We start from the raw sequence: 643 nt of genomic DNA, 5'->3' as shown, positions 1-643 counted from the left end.
GCTCCCACTGCTTGTACGTACACGGTTTCAGGTTCTCTTTCACTCCCCTCCCGGGGTTCTTTTCGCCTTTCCCTCACGGTACTGGTTCACTATCGGTCAATCAGGAGTATTTAGCCTTGGAGGATGGTCCCCCCTTCTTCAGACAAGATTCCTCGTGTCTCGCCCTACTTCTTGTTAGCTTAGTACCACAACATGGCTTTCGGATACGGGATTATCACCCTCTTCGATTGAGCTTCCCAACTCATTCTCCTTGCCATCTCGCTATCTCTAACGGCTCCTCCACTTTCGCTCGCCGCTACTCGCAGAATCTCGGTTGATTTCTTTTCCTCAGGGTACTGAGATGTTTCAGTTCTCCTGGTTTGCCTCCTTATCCTATACATTCAGATAAGGATGATAGATTCTTCATCTACCGGGTTCCCCCATTCGGATATCGTGGGATTTACGCGTCTTATCAACTCCCCCACGCTTTTCGCAGATTAGCACGTCCTTCTTCGCCTCTGATTGCCAAGGCATCCACCGTGTACGCTTATTCACTTAACTATACAACCTCAAGGATTCTCTCCCCTCAGTCGCGCTATCTTGAGTTCTCAGTTTTCAGCTTGTGTTTTCATTGTTAAAGAACAAATTTATCTTATAAAGATAT

At 47.1% G+C, this 643-nt stretch carries 1 rRNA gene; it reads right to left on the bottom strand.

The annotated features are described in order from the left end of the window. Positions 1–540: ribosomal RNA gene (locus QV06_RS09475) — 23S ribosomal RNA — on the bottom strand; the annotation flags it as partial. Positions 541–643: the final 103 nt, after the last annotated feature.

The organism is Gallibacterium genomosp. 3 (assembly GCF_001678475.1).
Lineage (GTDB): Bacteria > Pseudomonadota > Gammaproteobacteria > Enterobacterales > Pasteurellaceae > Gallibacterium > Gallibacterium faecale.
This window is presented reverse-complemented; position numbering and strand designations above follow the sequence as displayed.